Genomic DNA, 17855 nt, shown 5'->3' on the forward strand with positions numbered 1-17855 from the left:
GCTAGGGAGGAAGAAAACATTATGAAGAAAAGGCTTTGGCTATTATTAATAATGCTGAGTGCAATAGTTGTAATGGGTATTAGTGGTATTTTTCAGCAACCTGAAACTTTACCCATCGTTAAAAATACTCCCATAGAAAAACCCCAACTACAACCAGAACCGCAAAATAATCATCATCTTCATAAGAATATTGATATTAATAATACTTTTACTCCAACAGTATCTGCTGATCAGCTTTTGGCACATATTCAAAAGTTGAATTTTCAGCGATATACAGAAAAAGAGCGATCGCTCTCCCGCACCTATATCACAAATCAACTACAAAAATACGGATGGAAACCCCAAATCGAAACATTCCCCACAGGTGTAAATATTTTTGCTCAACAACAGGGAACTGACAAAACCGCTGGAGCAATTCTCATCGCTGCCCATTATGATACCGTTAATTTATCTCCCGGTGCAGACGACAACGCCACTGGTGTAGCTGTAGTTTTAGAAATTGCTAGACTTTTTGCTGATCATCCTACACCTAAAACATTGCAGTTAGCTTTTTTTGACAAAGAAGAAGCAGGACTTTTAGGTAGTCAAGCTTTTGTTAAACAAGCAGCACGGTTAAAAAATATCCGGGGTGTAATAGTTATGGATATGGTCGGTTATGCTTGTTATACTCCTGGATGTCAACAATATCCTGCTGGACTACCTGTAACCCCACCTAGTGATAAAGGTGATTTTTTAGCTGTAGTTGGTGATATGGAACATTTACCTTTATTAAATACTTTTGCTGTTAAAAACACTAATCAAAATTTACCCGCAGTGTTGACATTACCCATACCCTTTAAAGGTTTGTTAACTCCTGACACCTTAAGAAGTGATCATGCTCCCTTTTGGTATCAAGGAGTAGGTGCTGTGTTAGTGACAGATACTGCTAATTTGCGTAGTCCTAATTATCATCAACCTAATGATTTACCAAAAAATATCCAGGGTTCATTTTTCACAGGTGCAGCGCAAATTATTGTCAATTCTACTACTAGATTGTTAGAGCAACCGGGCTTTTTTACAACTCCACCAGCCACTTAATTGACGTTGAGTTTAGGAAAAGTTAAAGTCCAGTTTTGGGGATTATTCAGTTGAAAATATAAACCTTGGAATATCATTTTTATAGCAATACGACTTCTGATATAACGCCTAATTAAATGTGTTCCTGGTTCTGCAAACACATCATCATAGTTTTGGCGGTATCCAAATGGACGGGAACAGTATTTGCGATCGCCTGGAATTGACAACATGAAAAATCTGCTTTCCTTGTATTCATCGGGAACTTGAAATATCCCATATACATGATGTTCACCCAGCCAAGGTTTAACAACAACCTGAGTCGCTTTTACTGGGAAGTTTTGTTTTTTTAATCTTAGTAAATTTACAGGACTGCAATTAGAATCATTGACAGGCCACCAAATAATAATCATCAGCAAAGAAAATAGCAGAATTAAACCATAAATGAGGGGACGACGCATAGATTACCTAAATCATTAGTGGAAAACAGAATACACCGATTTTAAAATAATTCGGGCATCTCTAATATTGCTCTATTCAACTTAAATGATTATTCACCAGGTTGTTCTCACTATAAACGCGAGTTTTACTTCTGTACGGGTTTAGCATTGCTAAACCCCTACTGACTGCTGACTCCTCAATTCTTACGTTTGTTCACCTAAATATAGTAGTCAAACACACCAAAAACAGCTACAATCCCTTAAGTTAAGGTGCAGTAGAAAAATGATGTTAACAAAGAAAAGCTGGAAAAATCTCAAGATAGTTGCAGGTGTATTTAGTGCTATCGCACTTACACAGTTTTTGGGAGCAAATACTTCCGCACAAGCAGCAGATAAACTTGTTGTGCGCTATGGACCATTGGCAGAATCTGCTTCTCTTGCAGATTTAAAAAAAGCTGCGGAAACAGGAGAATTACCTGCTAGTTTAGGGACTTATACCAAAAGATTAACCGAACAACAACGCAGTTTTCTAGTGCGGGGATTAAAAACTAGAGTACCTGTGAATGTTGTCACTCTTGATCGTTTACTCAATACTCAACTTGGCAACACAATTCTCAATGATATCTCTACGGCTTTAAATCGCGAGGATAAAGCGGGATCTCAAGCAATTAGAGCAGGTTTAATTTTAGGTGCTAATTCACCGCAAGGTTTATCTATGCTCAGTTTTATTGCTGCCTATCCTAGCCAAAACCTAGAGATTAATGTACCACAAGCTTTGACAGTGGCGCGAAGTTTGAATATGGCTTTTTGGCGGACTCAGCAATTTATGCTGGCTATGACTCCCCGAATTGATCCTAGCAAATTACAACTTGCTCGTTCTTTTGACCCTACACAACCAGGAAGCGCCCAAGTACAAATATTAAACTTAAATTTAAACGATGAAAAGCGTCAACGTAAAATTCCTATTGATGTTTACTGGTCAAATTCTATCAGTCCTGACAAACCTGTAATTGTCTTTTCTCATGGTTTTGGCTTAGTTCGCACCGATTTACGCTATTTAGCCGAACATCTCGCCTCTCATGGTTATGTAGTCGCAGCTTTAGAACATCCTGGTAGTAATATCACAGCTAATAAAGGCATCAATTCTTTAAAACCCCAGGAATTTTTAGCACGTCCCCAAGATATTAGTTTTGTTGTGGATGAATTAGAAAAACTTAACCAAAATGCTAATAACCCATTACAAGGAAAACTGGCCACTAATAAGGTGATGGTTGTCGGTTATTCTTTTGGTGGTACTACCGCTTTAGCATTAGCTGGTGGTGAGTTTCAAATTGCCAATCTTAAACAAAGCTGTGAGCAAAATGCAGCTAAATTGACTTTGGTGGAAGGTTTTTTGTGTGTAGCTAAACAATTACCAGAAAACAGTTACCAACTACGAGATGAAAGAATCAAACAGATAGTAGCTTTGAATCCTGCTACTTCTTTATTGTTTGGGCAAACTGGTTTAACAAAGGTGCAAGTACCAACTCTAATGTTGACAGGTTCTGCTGATAATGTCACCCCAGCTTTAAGTGAACAAATGATCAGTTTTGCTAAAATTCCATCTCCTAAATGGTTAGCTGCTGCGGTTGGTGGTACTCATCTGAGTGTGGTAGATCCTAGTGTTACTTCTGACCCGCAAGGAAAAACAAACCCATCCGTTTCTAGTCGGGAAGTGGTGGGTGAAAAAGCTGCGGATGTTCGCAAATATGTCAAAGCTGTTACTTTAGCAATGGCAGCGCAGTTAACTCCAGAAGCTAGTAAATATGCTGTTTTTCTGACTCCAGATTATGCTCAAGTGGCTTCAACTCGACTCTTCCCATTTCGTCTACTGACTGAAATTCCCCCTGCGGCAATGGGTTTGATGCCAGGGAATTAAGGACTGGGGAGATGGGGATACAGGGACGTGGAGGGGTTTTCCGACTTGAGGTGACTGTCGTCGGCTCTGCCGACTTGTAGACGGTAGCAGCTGGCGTTCAAAAGTCAAAATTAAAGAACTTCTGCCTATTGTTTGTTCCTTAGTGCCTTTTTATATTGGCAACTGACAACTGACAAATAAATACAAAAAAGGCTTGGAAGGGAAACCAAGCCCAGACTTCACTCAGGGTAAAATATGTTCTTATCTTATAAATTTTCCGTAATTTAATCATCCTCCTTAAGGAATAATATTGAGCGCAGTCAGTAATTTTCCTGTTTAAAATACGCTACTGCAAATCCTGACCAAGCCCTTTGGGCAGGGAACAGGGAATAGGGAATAGGGAACGAAGTGTCTCGTAGAGAGAAAAATACGTCCGTTTCAAATCCCCTAATTTTAATTATGGGTATTTCCCTGTTCCCTGTTGCCCGTTCCCTGTTCCCTTTTAAGAATTCTTCCTAAGAAACTTCTGTCCCAAAGGCTATTCTCACTCCCCAAAATACAACTAAAATCGCAATAGCTAACCAGTCACCTAATTTTAATTTTAACTCTTGCCATTTGACTCGATGCTCGTTGGGACTGGTAAAACCTCTTACCATCATCGCATTTGCCATTTGTTCGGCTCTTAAAAGCAAATTTTCTAACAGTCTCTCAATCACAATTAACCAAACTTTAGCTCCTCCTTTTAATCCTAGCTTTTTCCAGTTAATTGCCCTAGTCATTACAGAACGCACTAGGTTTTGGATTTCTTCTAAAACTAGGGGAATAAACCGCAAGGATAAAGTTAGAGTTAGGGTAATTTCTGTAACGGGTATTTTGAATTTTCTTAGCGGTTGCATTAAGCTTTCCATCCCAGATGTAATTTCTTCTGGTGCGGTTGTTAGCAAATATAAATTCGTGCTGTAAATTAAAGTAAAGACTATTGTACTGAGGCTAATTGCTAAATCCACGGAACGACGATTTACTTTCACTGGTCCTTTGTGAAATAGCACATATCTATATTCTTTCTTACTATCTACTATTTCTGGAGTCTTTTTGGTATCTTTAGTAGTTGCGGGTTGAGTTAAAATTTGTTCGTTCGCTGGTAGGCGTGATTGATAATTTATACCTAGTCCATCAGGACTAATCGCACCGAGCGCCAATACCATAAATGATAGCACCAACAGCCAGCCCATTTGTTGCCGCCATACTCTCAGTGGAATTTTGGCAAATAGGGTAAAAACAATGAGCAACAATACCAGCAGGACTCGCCAATAGTTGTTAGCGACAACATAGCTGGTGAGAAAGCTTAACAACCAAATTAACTTAACTCGTGGATCTAATTTGTGTAGCCAAGTTTGCGGTTGTTCTAAGTATAAGCCGAGTGGGAGCGATCGCAGTAAATCCATTTTTTAGTAATTGTTCATTGGTCATCGGTCATTAGTGATGAGCAAATGACCAGTGAATATTATTTTACGCGAGTTGCTCGATTGAGATTGCCAATTTCCGCATCCCGGACTTTTTTACTCCGCCAAAATAAACGAATTGGAGTACCATCAAACCCTAATTGTTTGCGGAACTGTCTTTCAATATAACGGCGATAATTGTCATTAAACCGTTGAGCATCGTTGACAAATAGAGCAAATGTAGGTGGTTGGCTACTTACTTGCGTACCATAATATATCTTACCTTGACGACCGCCCCGTGAAGTTGGTGGAGAATGCCAGCTAATTGCATCTGTGAGGACTTCATTAACTACGGATGTGCTAACACGACGTTTGTGTGCTTCCGCTGCCTTATTCACCAATTCTAAAATCTTTTCTACCCGTTGTCCTGTTGTGGCACTGACAAAAATTATGTCTGCCCATTCGGTAAAATGTAACCTGGCTTCTAGGCTCTTTTCGTAGTCGTAGATGGTGTAAGAGTCTTTTTCCACCGCATCCCATTTGTTAACTACGATAATGCAAGCGCGACCTTCTTCAATGATGCGCCCTGCTAATTTTTGGTCTTGTTCAGTAGCTCCATCTTCAGCATCTAACACTAATAAAACCACATCGGCACGACGAATGGCTTTGAAAGCGCGGTTAATACTAAAGAATTCCGTACCGTATTCTATATGTTTCTTTTTGCGAATACCGGCGGTGTCAATTAAGCGGTAGGTTTGCCCATTGCGTTCAATTTCTGTATCAATTGTATCACGCGTTGTCCCGGAAATGGGGCTAACGATCGCTCTTTCTTCCCCAACAAAAGCATTCAATAAACTGGATTTGCCGACATTTGGACGACCGATAATTGCGACTTTAATCACATTATCTTCTGGTACATCCTTAACGTCGGGGATGCGCTTAATTAACTCATCCAGGATGTCACCAGTACCGCTACCATGAATTGCCGAAATTGGGTAAGGTTCACCTAAACCCAGTTCCCAAAATTCACTGGCTTGAATAACGCCTTGATCTGGGGATTCACATTTATTTACAGCCAGAAAAATTGGTACAGGTTGTTGGCGTAACCATTCAGCAATCTCTTGATCTGCTGGCATTGGTCCTGTTTGCCCATCCACTACAAAAATAGCTGCACAGGCTTCTGAAAGCGCCATTAATGCCTGTTGGCGAATCAAGGGGAGAAATTCGGTATCATCATTAAATACTAAACCGCCGGTATCGACTACCACAAATTCGCGATCGCTCCAAAATGCCGGTCGATAAGTGCGATCGCGGGTCACACCCGGTTCATCATGGACTATCGCCGTTTGGTCTCCGGCTAGACGATTTACTAAGGTGGATTTGCCCACGTTGGGGCGGCCTATAATTGCAACAATTGGCAGTGCCATAAACTAGTGTTCTTTGTGCTGAGTGTGTAGATGTGCTGAGTTTTATATCTACGTTCTTCACCCAGCACGGTTTTAGAGAACTATTCATCATATCATATTTTTTGATTATAGCAACTTTGGGACTGGGGACTGGGAATATTCTTTTTTAAAATCGTCGTAACTTAATATCACAAATTTAACTCTTGACAATATTTTTATTACATAAATATACTGACTTCACAGTATCATGATTAAACATAATGAGCAAACGTCAATGGCTAGAAATTAGCGAGTATGTGTGCTTGGGTTTATCAGTATTGGGAACAATAGCAGCAACAGTGACTCAGCAGATGGTTTATGCAGCTGTTCCCCTTGCTATAAGTATAGCGTTAAATTTAGCCAATCGTCCCCGCTTTAATCATTCCCAGTCGCAACAACAAATTGAACAATTACAGGCAAGTCTGCAAAATATCACAGATAAATTTTACCAAGTACAGGAAACTATGGATACATCTAATCAACGGTTACAACAAATCGAAGTTTGGAGACAACAGTTAAGCCAAATTATCGACCAGGAAATTGAAATTTCTATTAATCAGCGGTTGGAAAAAATAGAAATCTGGAAACAACAGTCAAGTCAATTTATCGATCAGAAAATTGATATATCAATACAAAAATTGAGTACCGAAATTAACCACTTTAATCAACAAATTCAAGATATTAACAACCGTTTGAGTGAATTGGATAATTCTTTGCACAATTTGAATGAAACTATTCAAAACCAAGGACAAAAATTAATTAATGTTCAAGAATTAAAATCTGAATTTTCACAATTTAGTCAACAAATATCAGTTGTTAATTCTCGATTTGAGCAAATTGAGAAATCAATTCAAGATGGAAATGAAAGCATTCAGCAACAATTAGTAGAATTCCGCAAAAATCAAGAAAATCAAAAATCGGAATTTTCCCAAATTAGTCAAGAGATTGAAACTGTTAAACCGCAATTTTCCCAAATTAATAACTCAATCCAGCAGTTGCATGAAACCCTTGAACAAGAATTGAATGAATTAGAGAAAGTTAAACAAAATCAATCTGCTGAAAGTTCCAAATTTAATAACATCTTTGATTCTATCAACCAATCTTTAAGAACATTGGATGTTTTAAAAGAATTAGATACTGCTTTTGATACGTTGATTCAACCATTAGATACACCTAACCAATCAGATATTGAAACTTCACAAATTTCTCAAATAAATCTGGAATTTAATCAAGCAGTTCCCACGACATCTGCATCAGAAAATAACACAGAGAAATTATTATTTGTCGGAACTTTAAAAGGGCATGAAAATAAAGTTATGTCAGTTGCTTTTAGTCCTGACGGGCAGATTTTAGCTAGTGGTAGTGAAGACAAAACTATCAAAATTTGGGATTTAGCAACTCAGCAACATCGTACTCTTGACGGACATAAAGATGCTTCTTGGAGTGGAGGTCTTAACTCAGTCGCTTTTAGTCCCGATGGTAAACTTTTAGCTGCTGGAAGTGGGGATAAAACAATAACCCTGTTTCCTTGTAAATGAAAGGTGAATTTTATTGCTTAATGATATTAGTCGCCTTCAGCAGATTTGGGATATTAGCCTCAGAATCAATTCTGAGGCTGGTATAGATAACTAGCAGATTGAGTTATTAGTAAGGAAAGATAACCCTATCACCGGGTCTAATGTCAGCATGAAAGAATCCCTTATTTCTGCCCATAAAAACAGCATCTCCTAAACCAATAAATTGAGAAGCTTTTAACACATCCCAAAGCTTTCTGAAATCACCATTCAAGGGCTGCATATCTATCGCACGGAAGTAGAGATGCTGACTATTCCGAGCGCCTCCTATTGACTTGTTAACCTGGGGTGGACGATAGCCAGAAGTAATTCTAATAGGTGAACCAAATTTCTCTCTCACTGGTCCCCAAGTTTTCGCCACTTTGATGGCATTTGCTACATATTCAGCACTGGTAGGAATACGAGTACAATTTTTGGTAGCTTCACCCCAAGTTAGAGGAATACCTTCAACAATATATTGGTTTGCATAGACTATTTCACCTCCAGGAAGTTTCATTGACGCACCTGTACGCGATCCAGCAGAGGCATTCACTTTTGCTTCTGAACCAGTGCTGTCATCTGTGGTACTTGCGGTTTCCTCCTTACCTTTGAACTCTAGTAACTCTTTAGCTGTAGTTACTCCTAGTCCCAAGGGATATTGTAGTTGGTTAAATTCCTTGAATTCTGAGAAAGCTTGCTTAGTTAGGGAACCGAGAACACCATCTACTTCTATCTTCAGGATTCCTTGTATTTCTTTAATCAGGTCTGGGTGAGCATCAGTGATGAATATAGCAGGTGGGTTGAGTTTCACAAACTCAGATAGAGATTTGATAGTTCCAGGGTTGATTGAATCTGGGGAGTTTGATGTCATAAGTTTCCTGTTAAAATTTGAACTTTGTACAAAAAGATATGCTTTGTGATATCAAGTCCGCCTAGACTACTAAGGATAAAGTTAGTTATGTTACTAATTGCTAATTGCTTTTTCCTTCTAAGCAATTACCAGTTACAGTCCTTACAGATATGAGCAGTATTTAAACGGAGATGATATAAAAATTCTGTTCACGAACTAGGGTAGTATTCAACACTAACCCTATAGGAAGATAATGATACAGATAAAACTAGCCTATTTAGTCTGTCAAATCCTTAATTTAGGATTAAAATTCATTTTTAAGCTTAAACATCAATTTCAGATCAGCCCAATGCTAAAAAATCACTTTCAATTAGAACTCATGCTTGTAAATGTGGGTGCATAGTTCCAAAAAGCATAGACAAATATCTCATGCCGTTTGTTTGCTGATTTAAGTACCGTCGGGCGGACGGAAACTTTTTACACTGAGCGAAGCCGAAGTGTTAACGCTTGTGGAGAGATGACCCTCTACCCAGATCTGGCAACAAGTCTAGGCAAGGTTGCTCATTGAAGCAAGAATCTCCGTCCCTCTATAGGACGGGGAGCGTCAAAGATTTACCTCCCTGCTGGAGAGATGTAGTTAAAGCACTGAGAATTTCTACTAACTCTCTACCTACCCACCCGGAGGAAACCATTGAGGGGGTATTTTCCAAGACACTGCTAACAAAGCGATCGCACACTTTTCCTAATGGTTCAGTTTTTTCAATTTCCAGCACTTCCTGACGTTGATTTACAGGTATAAATAAATTTCCCTCTTTGGCAAACTCCCCATGTATCAAAGTTAAAGGTGATGAAGGTGACATTTCATCAAAAATCAAACTTCCTTTACTACCCACAATTCCTAAACGACGCTGTTTATCAGGATTCAACCAGCACAGGTGAATATATGCTTGAAAATTATCTGGATAAGTCAGCGTTACCCAAACTAAATCAGCTAAACCTTGGCTTTGAGGTAATGTGGTCATGGTGTTTCCCCCGATTTCCCGATCTCCCTGTAACCAAACTGTACCCGTTGCTTGTACTTTTACAGGTAACTTACCTAACCAAGTGTTGAAGATAGCAAGATCATGAATCGCTAAATCCCATAGTGCATCAACATCTTGGCGCACGGGTCCCAAATGAGTACGGGTAGCATAACCATAACGTAAATCACCTAGCTGACCGGCTTGAACTACGGCTTGACCTTTTTCCACTGCTGGGTGAAATAAATAGGTATGGTCAACCATGAGGATCAATTGCTGATACTCAGCTAATTGGCATAGTTCCCGACATTCTTCTGGGTCAAGAGTTAGGGGTTTTTCTGCCAAAACGTGATATCCCTGCTGGAGAGAATCTTTAATTAAGCTATAGTGAGTAGTCGCGGGAGTAGCGATCGCCACTGCTGTTAGCCCCGAAATCTGCTTTACAGACTCCCATTCCGTTGTTAATAATACATTCTCATCTATATTAAACTGTTGTTTGACTGCTGCCAATCTTTCTGGATGTGGGTCTACTATAGCCACCACACTTACTTGAGGATGTGCGAGAAAATTCCGCAACAAATGCACTCCCCAACGTCCAACCCCGATAACTGCAAGTTTAATTTTAGTCATTGCTCATTAGTTATTAGTCATTAGTCCTTGGTTTTTGGGAATAAGTTGTTCTTCCCCCGCTTCCCCTACTCTTTTCTCTGTCACCTGTCACCTGTTCCCTGTCACCTCTTCAGTAACTGCCAAATAAGCAACTTTAGCCGCAGCTTGTTCAGCGGCTTTAATAGAACGTCCCTTACCTTTGCCCAACATTTTCTCATGCAACCAAACTTCAGCCACAAAACGCTCATGAATACGGTGAGGCTGATTAACTTCCACAACGCGGTACTCTGGTAAAACTTTAAATTGTGCCTGAGTCCATTCTTGCAGAGCAGCTTTATAGTTTAATTTAGCCGGATCAAGGCGAATTTCTTGTGTCAGTTCCAGGAAGTGCGGATCTAACCAAGGACGAATCAGGCCTAAATTGTGAGTGCTGAGATAAAGCGCCCCCAGCACTGCTTCAAAAGCATCTGCTAGACGCGACTCTTGACCAATGAGATCAGCGGTAGCACTGCCAGCAACAAGTAAGTATAGTTCTAAACCATATTCTCTTGCTAATTTGGCGAGAATGCGATCGCTCACCAACACCGAACGAATAGCCGCAAAATCCCCCACCGAACAGTCGGGGTAATGTTCCCATAACACCACAGCAGCCACGAGCCGCACCACTGCATCACCAACAAACTCCAGCTGTTCATAATTTGCCGATTCCGAAACAGTGGCATGAGTTAGCGCCAAGTCGAGTAACGGCCACTTTATCGGACTATCTGTTGACAAACCTAACTTTTGGACTAAACTTTCAAGTTGCCGTTGACGGCGAGGATAAACGCTGGACATTAAAAAAAGATAGTAAATATATGGAACTCAATCATGAATAGCTAACAGACATCTGGTGAAAATTAAATATGCGTTTTCTAGAAACCTTGCAGAGACGTGCCATGGGTAGGGATTCTCGGCTCTACAACCTTTGTCGGAGATGTCTAATTACTAATAACTAATATACCTCTCCGGAAATATGGTAGAGACGTTCCGCCGGAACGTCTCTACAAGGGTTTCAAACCACGCACATTTAATTACCGGAGATGTCTAATGACTAAAAAAGAGAGAGAGCAGGACATAAGCCGGGTTCTGTTCTCTTGCGAGGGCGGTTATCTATCTGGGATGTCTGTTACCAGACACCTCTAGCGGCTCTTGTTTGACGGAACTGGTAAAAGACCAACCATAGTTCCTCTGGCCTTGCTCCCAACCGGGGTTTACCGAGCCAGCACCTCTCGATGCTGCTGGTGCGCTCTTACCGCACCTTTGCACCCTTACCAACTTCGGGTATTGGGAATCGGGGATCGGGAATTGGGAAAATTATTACCCAGTACCCAGTCCCTAGTAACCAGTCCCCAGTATTGGCGGTATCTTTCTGTGGCACTATCCTCACGATCGCTCGCACTGGACGTTATCCAGCAAGTTTGGTCTTTCGGGAGTCCGGACTTTCCTCAAACCAGTTTTGATGACTGATCTGCAACTGCCTGCGCCTACTCTCCCTCTCTATCCAGTTTAAGCTTTTATCGCCCCTTCTGTGTGGATAATTATGACTTCTTTTTATTCCAAGGTAAGGCATAAGTCCAGGGTAGTTTCTCGATAGTGAAAGGACAATTGATAATTGATATAGGAGGAACATTCACACCAGGAGCTAAACCGACGCGCAACTCAGATATTCGCAAGACCAGTTGAAAAGAAAAATCTATCTTCTTTTTACCATCCATAAAGTCTTTGTACAAACTCTTGAAAGGCTTTTGATTCTTCATGCCCATGATATCAATTAAGGGTTCCCCTGGTTGATATGTTCCTGTTTCTTTGTCTCTTTTTAAAATATCTTCTGCCGTTACATTTTCAGAAATTGTTTTCTTGGGAGCAATAATAGTAGGAACCTGTGGTATTGCTAAGTCACGGCTGAGGTCTGGAGATTTGCGAATCACTCGGCGAGATTGTTTGTTATGTTCAACTACCCAAGAGCTATTGTCCCAGTCAACATATACCGCTAAACTTTCTGATTTATTCTCTATGCTAATTGACAATTCTTTTAAATTATCTTTCAGTTTCTCCAAAGCATATGTACCTGTTTTAAAAGAAATACCAATTTTATCCTGAAGGTTTTGTTCTTGCAATTGTTCATCAACAGCACTTTTTTGGAAATTTAGCGCCACCATATCATCGATAGATTCAATCATCCGATTGAATGTGTAATATATTCCCAGAATATAAACTGTCAAAACAATTAGATTTTGATCACTACTTTGTACTGCCATAAAACTGCAAATAACTCCCTGTAAAGTTTTTAATCCTTATTTTTGCTTAATATGCCATGAATCTGCCAGCCAACCCCGTCGCCAAAACAAGAATATTAACATACCAGCAATTAAGGCCATCAATCCCAAGCATAGGGGATAACCCAAATACCAATTTAATTCCGGCATATTATATGGTGATTTTTCAGTATTGAAATTCATCCCATATATTCCAGCTACAAAAGTTAGAGGAATAAAAATTGATGAAACTACAGTTAGGAACTTCATAATTTCATTCATTTTATTGCTAACTGCGGAAAGATAGACATCCATTAATCCCGATGCTAATTCTCGATAAGTTTCCACCATATCCATCACTTGCACTGCATGATCATAACAGTCTCGCAGATAGATTCGTACTTCGTCACTAATTATTTCACTACTGTCTCTAATCAAAGAATTAATTGCATCTCTTTGAGGCCAAATCGCACGACGCAATTGTAATAATTCTCGTCGAATTTGGTGAATTTGTTGTAATGTTTGCGGAGTAGGTTTAACTATTACTTCTTCCTCTAATTCTTCAATGCGTTCTCCATAGAGTTCTAGAACTGGAAAAAAACCATCAATAATTGCATCTAATAAAGCATAAGCTAAATAATCTGCTCCTTGTTTGCGAATTGTACCTTTATTTTTAGCAATTCGTGTTCTGACTCCATCAAAACAATCAAATTCTGCTTCTTCTTGAACTGTAAGTAAATAATGTTTTCCTAAAACAAAACTCACTTGTTCACTATGAAAACCATAACTTCTTTCCTTGGGTACTACCATCCGAGCGATAATCAATAATTGGTCTTCATAGTCCTCAATTTTTGGACGTTCTGCCATATTTACCACATCTTCTAAAACTAGAGGATGCAACTCAAAAACTTTACCCAAGCGTTCCAAGATATCTCTATTACCTAAACCTTGTACATCCACCCAAGAAACAGATTCTGTATCCAAATAATTGACGCAATCTTCTGGGTTAGTTATTTGTTGACGAATCAGATCAGTTTGGTTGTAGTCAATCAAAAGAATATTTGGTTGTTCAGCATTTTCATCAATAATTATGGTTCCTGGGGGAGTTCCTGGTTGATGATAATATTCCGTGAAAGATTGTTTAGTTATAACTTGAGGAAGACGGCGAAATTTTTTAATCATCAAATTGTACCTATTGCAGTTGTCAGGGAATAGGGAACGAGGCAGGAGGCAGGAAGAAGTTATTTTCCATTATCAATTTTGACTTTTGACTTTTCAATGCATGACTTTTGACCTGATTTGTCTCCCTGTATAAAAAACAGTTTGCCTTGTTTTGTCAAGACAAACTGTAAAAAAATTAAAATTTATTTGGGGAAGCGGTGATTAGAACATACCCATGCCGCCCATACCGCCCATACCGCCCATACCGCCCATACCACCCATGCCGCCCATGCCGCCCATACCAGCATCAGGAGCAGCAGCTTTCTTTTCAGGCTTTTCGACAACAATCGCTTCGGTGGTTAAAACCATACCCGCAATAGAAGCGGCGTTTTGCAATGCGGAACGGACAACTTTAGCAGGGTCGATTATACCTGCGGCAATTAAATCTTCAAATTCTCCGGTAGCAGCGTTGTAGCCGATATTAATATCGGTTTCTTTAACTTTAGAGACAATGACAGAACCTTCAGCACCAGCGTTGTCTGCAATTTGGCGTAAAGGCGCTTCTAATGCTCTCTGCACAATCTCAGCGCCAATTTGTTCTTCAGGATCAAGGCTGCCCTTAATATCATCTACTTTTGTAGACAGGTGGATTAAGGTTGTACCACCACCAGGAACGATACCTTCTTCCACTGCGGCTTTGGTGGCGTTGAGTGCGTCTTCAATCCGCAGTTTGCGGTCTTTGAGTTCGGTTTCTGTGGCTGCACCAACTTTAATTACTGCCACACCACCAGCTAACTTGGCAATGCGTTCTTGGAGTTTTTCGGAATCGTAGTCGGAGTCAGTTTCTTCCAGCTGCTTACGAATTTGAGCAATGCGCTGTTGCACTTCTGGTTTGTTGTCACTACCAGCGACAATGGTGGTATTTTCCTTGTCAATGGTGATTTTCCGGGCTGTACCCAGCATTTCCAAAGTAGCGGTATCCAAGCTCAAACCGATTTCTTCAGAAATCATCTGTCCATCGGTGAGAATGGCAATATCTTGTAATAAGGCTTTGCGACGTTCACCAAAACCAGGAGCTTTAATACCTGCAACAGCTAAAACTCCCCGTGCTTTGTTAACTACCAAAGTTGCTAAAGCGTCACCATCTACATCTTCAGCAATGATCAATAAAGGCTGACCTAAACGAGCGACTTTTTCCAGTACAGGTACTAAATCCTGAATGGCGCTGATTTTTTTGTCGGTAATCAGGATGCGGGCGTTTTCAAATTCCACTGTCATCCGGTCGTTGTTGGTGATGAAGTAGGGAGAAATATAACCACGGTCAATTTGCATCCCTTCTACTACTTCGAGTTCGGTAGTTAAGGATTTGGATTCTTCAACCGTGATGACACCATCTTTGGTGACTTTTTCCATAGCTTGTGCCAGCATATTACCGACTTCTTCATCGTTACCAGCAGAAACTGTGGCAACTTGAGCGATCGCACTGCCTTCGACTGGCTTGGCTATTTTGGCAATTTCTTGCACCAAGAAATCAACGGTTTTATCCATACCCCGCTTTAAGGCAATGGGGTTTGTACCTGCGGCTACGTTCTTGAGTCCTTCTTTGACTAGGGCCTGTGCTAGAACCGTAGCAGTTGTAGTACCATCTCCAGCTACATCCTTGGTTTTAGATGCCACTTCTTGGATGAGTCTAGCGCCAGTATTTTCTAAAGGATCTTCTAGTTCAATTTCCTTGGCAACGGTGATACCATCGTTGACAATCTGGGGTATACCAAATTTTTTTTCTAACAGGACGTTGCGGCCTTTTGGTCCCAAGGTGATTTTTACCGCATCTGCCAGGGCGTTAATGCCCTTTTCTAGCGCCCGCCGTGATTCTTCATCAAATGCAATAATCTTAGCCATGTTTTATTTCTCTATCGCTTCCATTAGACAATTTAGCACTCACAGGTCAAGAGTGCTAACTGCTTCAGTTATTCAATTTAACAAATACCAATAAAAAATTGATTAATATTACAGTTGATGCTCATTATTGATGCTCATTTTGGACACTAGCAGTAATGGTTGAAGTGGGAGATGATTTTAGACAACTCCCTTAAGTCTCTTGGTATTGCTAACCCTAGCGGCACCGGCTGGTTGGCTGTAGTATTTACTTTTATTTTGGCTTGGCTTGTAACTTGGCGTTTGATTCCCGCTATCCGTCAGTTTGCTCTGCGGGTAGGTTGGGCTGATCAACCGAACGCCCGACGACTTAACCGAGAACCTTTACCTAATGCCGGCGGTTTGGCTATCTATGCCGGCGTTATTGCCGCTTTAGTATTAGCTAGTCTGTTACGACCTATTGAACTCCAAGGCGTATTGGCTCAGGTACTAACGATTTTGTTAGGGGGTTCTATTCTGGTTTTGGTTGGCTTTATTGATGATCAATTTGGTTTACCTCCTTCTGTCCGTTTGTGGGCGCAGATGATCACGGCATTGTTGCTGGTGGCCAATGGCATTAGCATCAAAGTCATGTTTGGTACACCTATCGACTCACTATTATCAATGGCTTTGACTGTATTGTGGGTAGTAGGTATTACCAATGCCATTAATTTGATGGATGGTATGGATGGTTTAGCTGGTGGGATCAGTTTTATTACTGCTATGAGTTTGTTGGGGGTTTCTGCTCAATTTGATAATCGAGCAGCCGCAACCTTAGTATTAGCTGCTTTGGGAGGTGCAGCACTGGGCTTTTTACGCCACAATTTCCACCCTTCACGTATCATCATGGGTGATGCTGGAGCATACTTTTTTGGCTATGTACTAGCAGCAACTAGCATTTTAGGCAAATTGCAACAAAGTACAGTTTATGCTCTTGTACCGACAGTTTTATTTCTGATGTTGCCAGTGTTAGATACGACTCAGGTGTTTGTGCGGCGACTTTTAGCCGGAAAAAACCCCCTGAGTACCCCTGGTAAAGACCACCTGCATCACCGCTTGCTGGCTTGGGGTTTATCCCAACGTCACGCGGCTTTTACTCTGTGGTCAGTTACTTTGTTTTTTAACTTGCTGGCCATGAGAATACAAGGTATGACTTTATCCGTGATGTTGGCTTCTGCCATTAGTATTATCTTGCTGTTGGGTTTTACTATCTGGCAGAGAATCATTCATGATTCATAATTATTTATTTACAGCAGATTGCAGATCAATGAGATCCAGAATCTAAATTGAAACCTATACACAAAGCCAGTTTTACTCCTGACTCCTGACTCCTGACTCCTGCTGTAATTACTAATTACATGACCATGCCGCCATCGACGTTAAAGACTTGCCCTGTGATGTAAGCTGCGGCGGGATCAGCTGCTAAAAACCTCACCATACCTGCAATTTCTTCTGGTTGACCAAAACGACCAAGGGGAATGTATTGTAAAATTCCTTCGGCTTTAATATCGCTGGTCATGTCGGTGGTAATAAAGCCGGGAGCGACGGCGTTGACGGTGATCCCACGAGTAGCTAGTTCTTTAGCGACGGTTTTGGTAAAGCCGATAACTCCTGCTTTAGCGGCGCTGTAATTGGCTTGCCCAGGGTTGCCCATTTGTCCGGCGACGGAGGAAATGTTGATAATTCTGCCTGAACGTTGTTTGAGCATGATTTTACTGACGGCTTTAGTACATAAAAATACACCTGTCAGGTTTAGGTCTATGACGGCTTGCCATTCTTCCAACTTCATCCGTAATAACAAGGTATCGCGGGTAATGCCTGCATTGTTGACTAAGATATCAATGCGTTTAAATTTGTCTAAGGTTGTATTTATCAGTGTGTCTACTTGATCTGATTGAGAAACATCTGCTTGGAGGGCTATGGCTTCTCCTTCTGCTGCTGTAATTTCTGCTACTACTTGATCCGCTGCTGTGCTAGAACTGGCGTAGTTAACTACTACTTTTGCGCCTTGGGATGCTAGTTGGAGAGCGATCGCTCGTCCGATTCCTCGTGATGCACCTGTGACAATTGCAACTTGACCCTGTAATAATGTCATTTTATTTTTCAGAATATGTGGAGATACGGCGTTAATTATTTTATGGTGATTTGGGGATCATTTAAGTATTTAGGCTGGAA

14 protein-coding genes and 1 other RNA gene are annotated in these 17855 nt (G+C 40.6%); 4 read left to right on the forward strand and 11 right to left on the reverse strand.

Annotated elements, in window-relative coordinates:
* Positions 1-21: 21 nt before the first annotated feature.
* The gene (locus H6G06_RS01030; RefSeq protein WP_190556204.1) at positions 22-1077 is read left to right on the forward strand and encodes a M20/M25/M40 family metallo-hydrolase; all 1056 of its coding nucleotides are present in this window, start codon (positions 22-24) and stop codon (positions 1075-1077) included.
* On the opposite strand, the gene H6G06_RS01035 is transcribed toward H6G06_RS01030, so the two are convergent.
* Positions 1074-1514 carry a hypothetical protein gene (locus H6G06_RS01035; protein WP_190556206.1) on the reverse strand — a complete coding sequence of 147 codons (441 nt, stop codon included), beginning with the start codon at positions 1512-1514 and terminating at the stop codon, positions 1074-1076. The two genes, H6G06_RS01030 and H6G06_RS01035, sit on opposite strands and share 4 nt — an antisense overlap.
* 265 nt (positions 1515-1779) lie before the next feature.
* Between H6G06_RS01035 and H6G06_RS01040 the strand changes: the two genes are divergently transcribed.
* Positions 1780-3411 carry an alpha/beta hydrolase gene (locus H6G06_RS01040; protein WP_190557206.1) on the forward strand — a complete coding sequence of 544 codons (1632 nt, stop codon included), beginning with the start codon at positions 1780-1782 and terminating at the stop codon, positions 3409-3411.
* A 494-nt stretch (positions 3412-3905) separates the two neighbouring features.
* On the opposite strand, the gene H6G06_RS01045 is transcribed toward H6G06_RS01040, so the two are convergent.
* Positions 3906-4835 (reverse strand): energy-coupling factor transporter transmembrane component T family protein, encoded by a 930-nt coding sequence (locus H6G06_RS01045; protein WP_190556208.1) that lies wholly within the window; start codon positions 4833-4835, stop codon positions 3906-3908.
* A 59-nt stretch (positions 4836-4894) separates the two neighbouring features.
* Positions 4895-6259 carry a ribosome biogenesis GTPase Der gene (gene der / locus H6G06_RS01050; protein ID WP_190556209.1) on the reverse strand — a complete coding sequence of 455 codons (1365 nt, stop codon included), beginning with the start codon at positions 6257-6259 and terminating at the stop codon, positions 4895-4897.
* A 239-nt stretch (positions 6260-6498) separates the two neighbouring features.
* On the opposite strand from der, the gene H6G06_RS01055 reads away from it, so the two are divergent.
* Positions 6499-7815: a WD40 repeat domain-containing protein gene (locus tag H6G06_RS01055; RefSeq protein ID WP_190556211.1), complete on the forward strand. Its 1317-nt coding sequence runs from the start codon at positions 6499-6501 to the stop codon at positions 7813-7815.
* A gap of 106 nt (positions 7816-7921) precedes the next feature.
* Here H6G06_RS01055 and H6G06_RS01060 read toward each other — a convergent pair whose 3' ends face one another.
* The 7 genes from H6G06_RS01060 to groL form a co-directional block, all read right to left on the reverse strand.
* On the reverse strand, positions 7922-8701 hold the full coding sequence (locus tag H6G06_RS01060; RefSeq protein WP_190556213.1) for a D-Ala-D-Ala carboxypeptidase family metallohydrolase: 780 nt from the start codon (positions 8699-8701) through the stop codon (positions 7922-7924).
* Positions 8702-9267: 566 nt separating this feature from the next.
* Complete coding sequence (locus H6G06_RS01065) at positions 9268-10329, reverse strand: Gfo/Idh/MocA family protein (RefSeq protein WP_190556215.1); 1062 nt, start codon at positions 10327-10329, stop codon at positions 9268-9270.
* 87 nt (positions 10330-10416) lie between these two features.
* Positions 10417-11142 (reverse strand): ribonuclease III, encoded by a 726-nt coding sequence (gene rnc / locus H6G06_RS01070; RefSeq protein ID WP_190556217.1) that lies wholly within the window; start codon positions 11140-11142, stop codon positions 10417-10419.
* A 265-nt stretch (positions 11143-11407) separates the two neighbouring features.
* Positions 11408-11838: RNase P RNA component class A (rnpB, locus tag H6G06_RS01075), an RNA gene on the reverse strand.
* Positions 11839-11885: 47 nt separating this feature from the next.
* The gene (locus H6G06_RS01080; protein ID WP_190556218.1) at positions 11886-12605 is read right to left on the reverse strand and encodes a hypothetical protein; all 720 of its coding nucleotides are present in this window, start codon (positions 12603-12605) and stop codon (positions 11886-11888) included.
* A 36-nt stretch (positions 12606-12641) separates the two neighbouring features.
* A complete protein-coding gene (gene corA, locus H6G06_RS01085) occupies positions 12642-13784 on the reverse strand; it encodes a magnesium/cobalt transporter CorA (protein ID WP_190556220.1) in 1143 nt (380 codons plus the stop codon).
* A 201-nt stretch (positions 13785-13985) separates the two neighbouring features.
* Positions 13986-15665 (reverse strand): chaperonin GroEL, encoded by a 1680-nt coding sequence (gene groL, locus H6G06_RS01090; protein ID WP_190556222.1) that lies wholly within the window; start codon positions 15663-15665, stop codon positions 13986-13988.
* A 171-nt stretch (positions 15666-15836) separates the two neighbouring features.
* Between groL and H6G06_RS01095 the strand changes: the two genes are divergently transcribed.
* Entirely contained in the window at positions 15837-16919 is a 1083-nt protein-coding gene (locus H6G06_RS01095) for an MraY family glycosyltransferase (RefSeq protein ID WP_190556224.1), read from the forward strand.
* A gap of 115 nt (positions 16920-17034) precedes the next feature.
* Here H6G06_RS01095 and fabG read toward each other — a convergent pair whose 3' ends face one another.
* Positions 17035-17775, reverse strand: coding sequence for a 3-oxoacyl-[acyl-carrier-protein] reductase (fabG, locus tag H6G06_RS01100; RefSeq protein ID WP_190556226.1), 741 nt, complete (start codon positions 17773-17775; stop codon positions 17035-17037).
* Between the last annotated feature and the right edge of the window lie 80 nt (positions 17776-17855).

This window comes from Anabaena sphaerica FACHB-251 (assembly GCF_014696825.1).
In the GTDB taxonomy this organism is placed as follows: Bacteria; Cyanobacteriota; Cyanobacteriia; order Cyanobacteriales; family Nostocaceae; genus RDYJ01.